General features: G+C 74.7%; 7 protein-coding genes. 1 reads left to right on the top strand and 6 read right to left on the bottom strand.

Annotation, left to right across the window (positions count from 1 at the left end; genetic code table 11):
- Window positions 1-174: 174 nt before the first annotated feature.
- Window positions 175-1,821 carry a serine/threonine-protein kinase gene (locus LNK82_RS15200; RefSeq protein WP_230567622.1) on the top strand — a complete coding sequence of 549 codons (1,647 nt, stop codon included), beginning with the start codon at window positions 175-177 and terminating at the stop codon, window positions 1,819-1,821.
- Between the two features lie 85 nt (window positions 1,822-1,906).
- Here LNK82_RS15200 and LNK82_RS15195 read toward each other — a convergent pair whose 3' ends face one another.
- From LNK82_RS15195 to LNK82_RS15170, 6 genes are read right to left on the bottom strand one after another with little or no spacing between them, the layout of a single operon-like run.
- Window positions 1,907-3,316, bottom strand: coding sequence for an alkaline phosphatase family protein (locus tag LNK82_RS15195; protein ID WP_230567621.1), 1,410 nt, complete (start codon window positions 3,314-3,316; stop codon window positions 1,907-1,909).
- Complete coding sequence (eboE, locus tag LNK82_RS15190; protein WP_230567631.1) at window positions 3,313-4,419, bottom strand: metabolite traffic protein EboE; 1,107 nt, start codon at window positions 4,417-4,419, stop codon at window positions 3,313-3,315. Before eboE ends, LNK82_RS15195 begins: the two co-directional genes overlap by 4 nt.
- Complete coding sequence (locus LNK82_RS15185; RefSeq protein ID WP_230567620.1) at window positions 4,419-5,276, bottom strand: TatD family hydrolase; 858 nt, start codon at window positions 5,274-5,276, stop codon at window positions 4,419-4,421. Before LNK82_RS15185 ends, eboE begins: the two co-directional genes overlap by 1 nt.
- A complete protein-coding gene (locus tag LNK82_RS15180; RefSeq protein ID WP_230567619.1) occupies window positions 5,276-6,754 on the bottom strand; it encodes an EboA domain-containing protein in 1,479 nt (492 codons plus the stop codon). Before LNK82_RS15180 ends, LNK82_RS15185 begins: the two co-directional genes overlap by 1 nt.
- A complete protein-coding gene (locus LNK82_RS15175) occupies window positions 6,751-7,605 on the bottom strand; it encodes an SCO3242 family prenyltransferase (protein ID WP_230567618.1) in 855 nt (284 codons plus the stop codon). Before LNK82_RS15175 ends, LNK82_RS15180 begins: the two co-directional genes overlap by 4 nt.
- Window positions 7,602-8,759 (bottom strand): inositol-3-phosphate synthase, encoded by a 1,158-nt coding sequence (locus tag LNK82_RS15170; protein ID WP_230567617.1) that lies wholly within the window; start codon window positions 8,757-8,759, stop codon window positions 7,602-7,604. Before LNK82_RS15170 ends, LNK82_RS15175 begins: the two co-directional genes overlap by 4 nt.
- Window positions 8,760-8,881 lie beyond the last annotated feature (122 nt).

Below are 8,881 nucleotides of genomic sequence, written 5' to 3'. Positions count from 1 at the left end.
AGACGACCCCCCGGCCGCCCGCGGGGGAGTCGCCACCACCACGGCACCGGACCGCGCCGGCGCTGGTACCCGGCTACCAGCGCCGGCGCGGTGGTCGGTCCTCGAAGTGTCCGACCGGTGAACTCGGGAGTGCCGGTTCTTCGGTCTCGGGTGGCCGGTTGCTAGCGTGACGCGGTGTCTGAGCGAGAGCACACCGGGCGGATCCTCGACGGCCGGTTCGAGCTGCTGGAGAGGTTGGGCAGCGGTGGGATGGGCACGGTCTGGCGTGCCCTCGACCTGGGGTTGCACCGCGAGGTGGCCATCAAGGAGGTCCGACCGGCCGACGCCGACCAGATCGACAGCGATCCCGTGACGGCCGCCCAGCTGCGCGAGCGCGTGCTGCGCGAGTCCCGGGCGCTCGCCCGTTTGCAGCACCCGAACGTCGTGTCGATCTACCAGATCATCGAGTCGGCCGACTCGCCGTACCCGTGGATCGTCATGGAACTGGTCCGCGGCACGTCGCTCGACGCGCGGCTGGCCGACGGTGTGCTCAGCCCGAGCGACGCGGCGAGGATCGGGCGGGACGTGCTCGCGGCGCTGCGCTCGGCCCACTCCGCGGGGGTGATGCACCGCGACGTCAAGCCGGGCAACGTGCTGCTGCGGACGGACGGCAGCGCCGTGCTCACCGACTTCGGCATCGCCGCCCTCCAGGGCTCGACCCAGCTCACCGCGACCGGTGACGTCATCGGGTCGCCGGAGTACATCGCGCCGGAGCGGCTGCGCGGCGACGAGACGCACACCGCGTCGGACTTCTGGTCACTGGCGATGCTGCTGTACGTGGCCGTCGAGGGCTACCACCCGATGCGCCGCGCGTCCACGATGGCGACCCTCGCCGCCGTGATGACCGAGCCGGTGCCGCCGCCGCGACGTGCGGGCGCCCTGGCACCCGCGCTCAACGCCGCCCTGCGCAACGACCCGGCCGCACGGCCGACCGGCGAGGTGCTGGACCAGATGTTCGCCGCGGCCGAGCGCGACTCGCCGCCGCCGCCCCTGGGACCTCCCACGCCGGCGGGGTTCGCCGTCCCGGGGCCGCCGAGCGGTCCCCAGCCCCAGTACCCCCACTGGCCGACGCCGACGCCGATGCCTGTCAGCGGGCCCCAGCCCCACGGCTACCCGCAGTCCTACCCCACCCCGCTGCCCAAGGCACGCAAGCGGACGGGCGCCGTGGTGCTCTCCCTGGTCGGGGTGGCGCTGGTCGTCGCGACCGTGGTGCTGGTGAACCACCTCCGGGACGTGGACAACTCGGCGAAGTCCCCCACGGGCACGACGACGACCGTGGCCACCCAGCGGGACGTCGGCCTGCCCGGCGGCCAGCCGACCACGGCGGCCGACGCGGGGAAGACCGACCTGCTCACGCCGGCCGGCGCGCGGGAAGCGGTCGCCGCCCTCGGCGGGGTGATGGGCGGCACGATGGTGTCCGAGCTGACGCTGTGGCCGGACCACGCCACGGCCGTCGCCCCGACCGCGGCGGTCGCGAACGGCTTCGACGACTTCGAGTACCAGGGCGGCAAGGCGACCAGGAAGGGCGCGGACGGCGTGGACGCCGACCGCCCGCTGATCGACCTGAACCAGGTGAACTGGGACGCCATCCCCGCGCTGCTCGACCAGGCGAACAAGGAGCTCGGCGTCCCGCAGCCGACCCTGCGGTACCTGATCGTCGACAGCGACATCATCGACAAGACGCCGTCGATCAAGGTGTACCTGATCGACGCCTACGGCGGCGTGTTCCTGGAGGCGAACCTGAAGGGCGAGGTGCAGAAGACCTACCCGCGCGGCAAGTGACGCCCCGTCGCCGGGCGGCTCCGGGAGGCGCTGCCCCATGAGGACGCCGGCGGACCCGCCTCACCGGGCGGGCCCGCCGGTCGGCTCAGCGGTCGGCGCCCCTCGCGGGTGCGGTCAGACCTTGCAGGTCGAGCAGGAGGTCGCGCACGTCGGTGGCGGCGATCCGGCCGGTGCGCTCGACCCCGTCCGGCGCGGCGGGGTCGGAGCACAGCAGCACCGGGCCGTCCTCGGCGCGGTCGGGGAGCCTGCCGTGCGTACCCCGCACGCACGACGGGTCGACCGGCACCACGTTCATCGAGTAGCGGAGGCCGAGCTTCTTGCGCGCCAGGTTGAGGCCGGCCTTGGCCTTCACGAGCGGGTCGCGAGGGTCGAAGAACAGCTCCGCCGGGTCGTAGCCCGGCTTGCGGTGGATGTCCACGCCACGCGCGAAGTCCGGCGCGCGGTCGTCGTCGGTCCAGTAGTAGTAGGTGAACCAGGCGTCCGGCTCCGCCACCGCGACCAGCTCGCCCGACCGTTCGTGGTCGAGGTGGACGCCGGCCTGCCCCTCGCGGTCGAGCACGGTGTCCACGCCGGGCAGCTCCGCCAGCACGGCGCGGGCGCGGGGCACGTCGGCCGGGTCGGCGACGTAGACGTGGGCGATCTGGTGGTCGGCCACCGCGAACGCCCGTGACGCCCACGGGTCCAGCAGCTCCATGCCGGCCTGGGTGTAGACCTCCAGCAACCCGGCCCGGCGCAACGCCCGGTTGACGTCGACGGGCCGGCGCGCCGGCGTGAGGCCGTACTCCGACAGCGCCACGACGGTCGCGCCGGCCGCGTCGGCGTCGGCGAGGAGCGGGGCGAGCGCGGCGTCCACGTCGGCCGCCGCACGTGCGGCCTCCGGGCCCGAAGGCCCGAACCGCTGGAGGTCGTAGTCCAGGTGGGGCACGTAGACGAGCAGCAGGTCCGGGTGTTGCGCCGCCAGCACGCGCCGGGCCGCGCCGACGATCCACTCGCTGGACTTCAAGGTCGCGGTCGGTCCCCAGTACTGGAACAGCGGGAACTCGCCCAGTTCGCCGACCAGCTCGTCGTGCAGCGCGGGCGGGCGGACGTAGGCGTCGGGCGACTTGCGGCCGTCGGCGTGGTAGATCGGCCGCGGGGTGACGGTGATGTCCGTCGACGCGCCCATGGCGTACCACCAGCAGATGTTCGCGGCGGTGTAGCCGGGTCGCGCGCGGCGGGCGGTCTCCCACAGCTTCTCGCCCTGGACGAGCCGGTTGTGCTGGCGCCACAGGTGGACCTCGCCGAGGTCGCGGAAGTACCAGCCGTTGCCGACGATGCCGTGCTCGGCCGGGGTGAGCCCGGTCAGCAACGTCGACTGGGCGCTGCACGTCACGGCGGGCAGCACGGTGCCCAGCTCGGCCTGCCAGCCCCGCCGGCCGAGCCGGGCGAGGTTGGGCATGTGGGGCAGCAACGCCGGCGTCATACCGACGACGTCGATGACCACCAGCGGGTTCATGCGGTGCCTCCGTCTCCGAGGTGGTCCGCCGCCCAGCGCAGTTCGGCGGCGATACCGGCGGCCAGGTCGTCGCCCGCGCCGGGCAGGACGGTCCACGTGTAGGTCTCGACCTCGACGTGCGGCATCACGTCCGCGGTCGACCGGACCGCGTCGACCGCCGTCAGCAGCACGTCCGTGGTCGAGGTGAGCGGCGCCGCGGGCCGGTCGTGCAGCGGCACGTGGAAGTGCACCCGCCAGGGGTGCGCGGCGGGCAGGTCGGTCAGCGCCTCGGGCAGGTCGTCGGCCGCGAGGACGCCGGTGGGCGCGTTCTCCCGGACCTGGTGCAGGTACCGCGGCTCGACGAACGCGGCGATGGCCCGCCTGCCCTCCTCCGTGCCCGGTTCGGCGACCTCCAACGCCGCCGACGCCTGCACCTTGACCACCGACAGCCCCGTCTCGTGGATCCCCTTGACCGCCTCGACCGGGTCGGCGAAGGACACCGCCAGGTGGCAGGTGTCCAGGCAGATCCCGACGTGGTCGTGGTCGACGCGGTCGGCCAGCCACGCGACGGCGTCGGCGACGGTGTCGAGCACGCAGCCCGGCTCCGGCTCGACGGCCAGCCTGATCGGCCTGCCGTGCCGCACCGCCTCGGCACGCAGGAAGCGGGCGACGGCGTCGAACGCGGCCTGGGCGCGCACGTCGTCGTCGCCCGCCCACGGCTCGCGCCAGGCCAGCGGCAACGTCGAGATGCTGCCGTAGGACGCGGAATCGGGCAGCAGGTCCGCGAGCACGGTCGCGCACGCGAGGGTGTACGAGGTGCGTCGCGGGTCGGTCCACGTCGGGTGGTAGACGGAGTGCTTGACCACCTCGTGGTGGAACCCGCCGTAGGGGAACGCGTTGAGGGTGCTCACCTCCAGCCCCCTGGCCCGTAGGTCGGCCGCCAGGCGCCGCCGCGCCGCCCCGTCCTCCGCGAGGCCGCGCGCGACCGGTTCGGCCAGCCACAGCCCCAGCGCGAGGGTGTCGACGCCGAGCGCCTCCCGCACCCCGACGGCGTAGCGGTCGAGCTGGGCGACGACGCCGGCCAGGTCCTCGGCCGGGTGGACGTTGGTGCAGTACGCCGGGATCACGAGCCACCCCGCAGGATCGAGTTGCCCGCGAACGTCGGCGACGCGGCCGGCTCGTCCGGCTCGTCGAGCGCCAGCCGCCCGCTCTGCCCGTAGAACTCGACCGGGTTGCGCCACAGCACCTTGTCGACCTCGGCCTCGTCGAACCCGGCGGCCAGCATCGCCAGCCCGGTCTTCTGCGTCTTGAGCGGGTCGGACCGGCCCCAGTCGGCGGCGGAGTTCACCAGGACCCGGTCCGTGCCGTACTCGGTCAGCAACGCCACCATCCTGACCTCGTCCATCTTCGTGTCCGGGTAGATCGAGAAGCCCATCCAGCACCCGGACTCGGCCACCGCGCGCACCGTCATCTCGTTCAGGTGGTCCACGAGCACCCGTTCCGGGGGCAGCCCCGATTCCCGGACGAGGTCGAGCGTGCGCGCCGTGCCGGCGGCCTTGTCCCGGTGCGGCGTGTGCACCAGCGCCGGGAGGTCGTGCCGCACGGCCAGTTCCAGTTGCCGGGCGAACGCCTCGTCCTCCTCCGGGGTCATCGAGTCGTAGCCGATCTCGCCGACCGCGACCACGCCGTCCTTGGCGAGGTAGCGCGGCAGCACGTCGAGCACGGCGGTGCAGCGCGGGTCGTTGGCCTCCTTGGGGTTCAGCGCGATGGCGCAGTGGTGCCGGATGCCGAACTGCGCCGCCCGGAACCTCTCCCAGCCGATCAGGGCGTCGAAGTAGTCGGTGAACGAGCCGATGTTCGTGCGCGGTTGACCCAGCCAGAACGCGGGCTCGACCACCGCCCGCACGCCGGCCGCGTGCATCGCCTCGTAGTCGTCCGTGGTGCGGGAGGTCATGTGGATGTGCGGGTCGAAGATGCGCATCAGGTCTCGCTCCTCAGCAGGTCGAGCGCGTCGTCGGGCACGGTGCGGCCGGCGGCCCGTCGTTCGTCGGCGAGCGCGGCGACCATGCGCCGCAGTTCGGCGTCCGCGCGGCGGTCCAGCCCGGCCACGGCGGCGAGGGGTATGTCCAGGAACAGGCACTTGAGCACGCCGTGCCGCCACGAGTGCGCGTCGAGGTGATCGGCCGCGAACGGCCCGAGCGCCGCGGCGACGAGCCTGGTGTCGTTGGTGCGCAACGCGTCCTTGACGAGTTCGAGACCGGCCGCGGGCACCTGGTCCCCGACCGAGGCGAGCCCGCGCAGGACGCCGCGGCGCTCGGCGTCGTCGCCGAAGCGGTAGAGCGAGACCAGCTCGGCCGCCAGCTCCTCCGGACCGGTCGCCGACGCGAGCGCGGTCAGCAGGCGGGCGCGGGCCGCGTCGTCGACGGTCCCGTGCACGACGCCGAGCGGGTCGGCCTCGCCGCGCAACGCCTGCCTGCCGACGGCCCGGCCGACCGCGGGGAAGATCGACCGGATCGCCGTGGGATCGGCCCGCACCGCGCGCTCGGCCTCGGCCAGCCACGGGTGCTCCGGCTCCGGTCCGGGCGACGCCTCGCCCAGCGCGCTCCCGGCCGCCGACCACGCGTCCGGCTTGGGGGACGCCTCCCGCAGGGCGGTCATGGCCCGGCGCGCCACGTCCGGTGCGGCGTGGCTGTGACGGGGCAGCTCGACACCGGCCAGCCCGGTGTAGCCGATCTCGTCCAGCGCGGCGAGGGTGGCGGCCAGGTCCAGGTCGCCCTCCCCGAACTCCAGGTGCTCGTGCACGCCCGGCAGCATGTCGTCCAGCTGCACGTTGAGCAGGAGGTCGCCCGCGCGGCGGACGCACGCGGCGGCGTCCTCGGGTTCGACCGCGACGCAGTGCCCCACGTCGAGGGTGATCCCGAGCAGGGCGGGCGAGCCGAGGTCGGCGCGCAGCCGCAGCGCCTGGTCGAGCCGTTCGACCAGCATCCCGGGTTCGGGTTCCAGCGCGAGGGGCACGCCGTGCCGGGCCGCGCCGTCCAGCACCGCCGCGACACCCGACCGCATCCGCCGCCACGCCTCGTCGTCGTCCACGTCCGGTGGCACGACGCCGGACCAGAACGACACGCAGTCGGCGCCGAGGTCGGCCGCGATCTCCAGCGCGCGCAGCAGGAAGTCCACCCGGACCTCCTGCCCGTCGCTCACGAGCGTCGGGTGGTGCTTGCGCTTCCGGTCGAGCAGGAAGCGCGCGCCGGTCTCCACCACGACGCCGAGCCCGAGCCGGTCCAGCCGCGCGGCCACCTTCTTGACCTGCTGCGGGAGGTCGGGCGCGAACGGGTCGAGGTGGTGGTGGTCGAGCGTGAGCGCCACCCCGGTGTAGCCGAGGTCGGCGATCACCGCGAGCGCGTCGTCCAGCCGGTGGTTGGCGAACCCGTTGGTGCCGTAGCCGAGGTGGAACGTCATGTCGGCCCCACCTTCCGGCCCAGCTTGCGGGCCAGCGGCAGCACAAGGGCGAGACCGGCGGCGACGGCAGGCGACCCGCCGCGCGCCACGAGGGCGCATTGCAGCGGCACCATGCCGTGGATGCCGTTCTTCGTGGCCGACCTGACCACGCCCGCACCGGGGTCGCGCACCGCCGCCAGCTGCGCGCGGCCCACCGTGACCGCGTACGTGGCCACGCCGGCGAGCGCGCCCAGCCGGTGCCGCCACGTCCGCCCCGGCCGGGCGATCGTCGCCACCGCCGTCGCCACCGTGCCGCCGAGCACGGCCTTCGCCGCGCCGGAGGACGCGCCCCGCACCTCGCCGCGCGACAACGCCGTCACGCCGAGCGTGTGCCCGGCCATGACGGCGGCGGCGGGCAGGGCGCTCACCGCCCGTTCCCGGCCCGCGCCGAGCACCACGTCCAGCCCCCGGCACGCGGCCATCGCCAGCGGTCCGGCCGCCGTGTCCTTCAGCACCGTGTCGTAGGACCACACCGCCACCGCCAGCGGCACCGCGACCGCCAGGGCGTCACGCCCGCCGGCCAGCGCGGCGAGGCCGAGCCCGGTCGCGCTCAGGCCCACCGCGAAGGTCAGCGCGGCCCGAGGGCTGATCCGGCCCGACGGGATCGGCCGCTCCGGGCGTTCCACCGCGTCGAGCTCGCGGTCGGCCCAGTCGTTGAGCGCCATCCCGGACCAGTACAACGCGACCGACGACAGCGGCAGCAACAAGCGCCTGCCCCGCAACGGCACGCCGGCCGCCGCCGCGCCGGCCAGGGTGTCACCGAGCACGGTCAGCGCGGCCGGCGCGCGGACCAGCTCCGCGTACGCCCTCACGCGAGCCCACCCGCCCACCGGTACAGCTCACGGGTCTGCTCCGCGAACCGGTGCTCGTCGCTGCCCAGCGGGTCCTTGAAGAAGAACCCGAGCGCCCCCAGCGCGCCCACCTCGCCGGCCGCGTGCGCCGCCGCCACCAGCCGGGTCAGGTCCAGCACGAGCGGCGCGGCCAGCGAGGAGTCCAGTCCGGTCCAGGTCAGGTGCAGGGACATGCGCACGCCGAGGAACCCCTCGAACGACACGTGGTCCCACGCGGTCTTCTGCTCGCCCAGGTCGGGCACGTTGTCGATGTGCAGCGGCGCGGTGACGTCCTCGCCCAGCAACGCCGCCAGGCCGCGCGCCTTCGACTCCAGCTTGCTGCCCGCGTGCGCCGGGTCCTCCAGGGTCGCGCCGTCGCCGCCGCCGAGCAGGTTCGTGCCCGCCCACGACCGCACCCGCAACGCGCGCGCGGTGAACATCGGCGCGAGCACCGTCCGCAGCAACGTCTCCCCCGTCTTGCCGTCACGCCCCGCGTACGGCAGCCGTTCCCGGTGGGCCAGCTGGTCCAGCGCGGGCAGCGCGATGCCGGTGGACGGGGTGAAGTCCACGAACGGGCAGCCCGCGCGCAACGCCGCGTACGCCGCCACCGAACTGGGCGGCAGCACCGCGCGCGCCGGGTCGGCCAGCGCTTCCTCCAACAGCGCCAGGTCTCCGTGCTCGGGAGTGGCGGGCACGGGCGGTTCGGTCGAGGACACGTTGACCACGACGACCCGGGCCAGGCCGTGCCGCTCCCGGAACTCGGTGATGTCGGCGGCGAGCCGGCGCGCCGCCTCGGCCTGGCTGCCCCGGTGCGTCACCGGGTGGTAGCCGGGTCGGACCTCGGCGTCGGCCGCGTGCAGGCCGTCCACGATCGCGCCGAGCAGGCGGTGCGGCAGCACGCCGCTGTCCACCAGCTGCTCGGCGCGTTTGACCAGGGGTGTGTCGACGACGTCGTGCCCGCCGACGACCAGGTCGTGCCAACCCGGCAGCGGGACACCGGCCAGCTCTGGCCGTTCGGTCACGCAGCCGGTCGGCGGCGCCAGTCCGGCGCGCAGCGCCAGCAGCCCGCCCATCGCCGTCGTCGCGACCGATCCGCGTGCCCCGATCAGCCACAGCCCGGTGGGTTCGTCCGTCATTGGCCACCCTCCTTCGCCTGCTCACTCGAACATCCGGTCACCGACCGGTGGGGGGGGGGGGGGGGGGCCGGGCCCCCCCGGGGGGGGGGGGGGGGGGGGGCCGCCCCCCCCCCCGGGGGGCG

The organism is Saccharothrix luteola (genome assembly GCF_020859565.1).
In the GTDB taxonomy this organism is placed as follows: Bacteria; Actinomycetota; Actinomycetes; order Mycobacteriales; family Pseudonocardiaceae; genus Actinosynnema; species Actinosynnema luteola.
The sequence above is the reverse complement of the archived record's forward strand: the minus strand, read 5'-3'. Positions and strand labels throughout refer to the sequence as shown.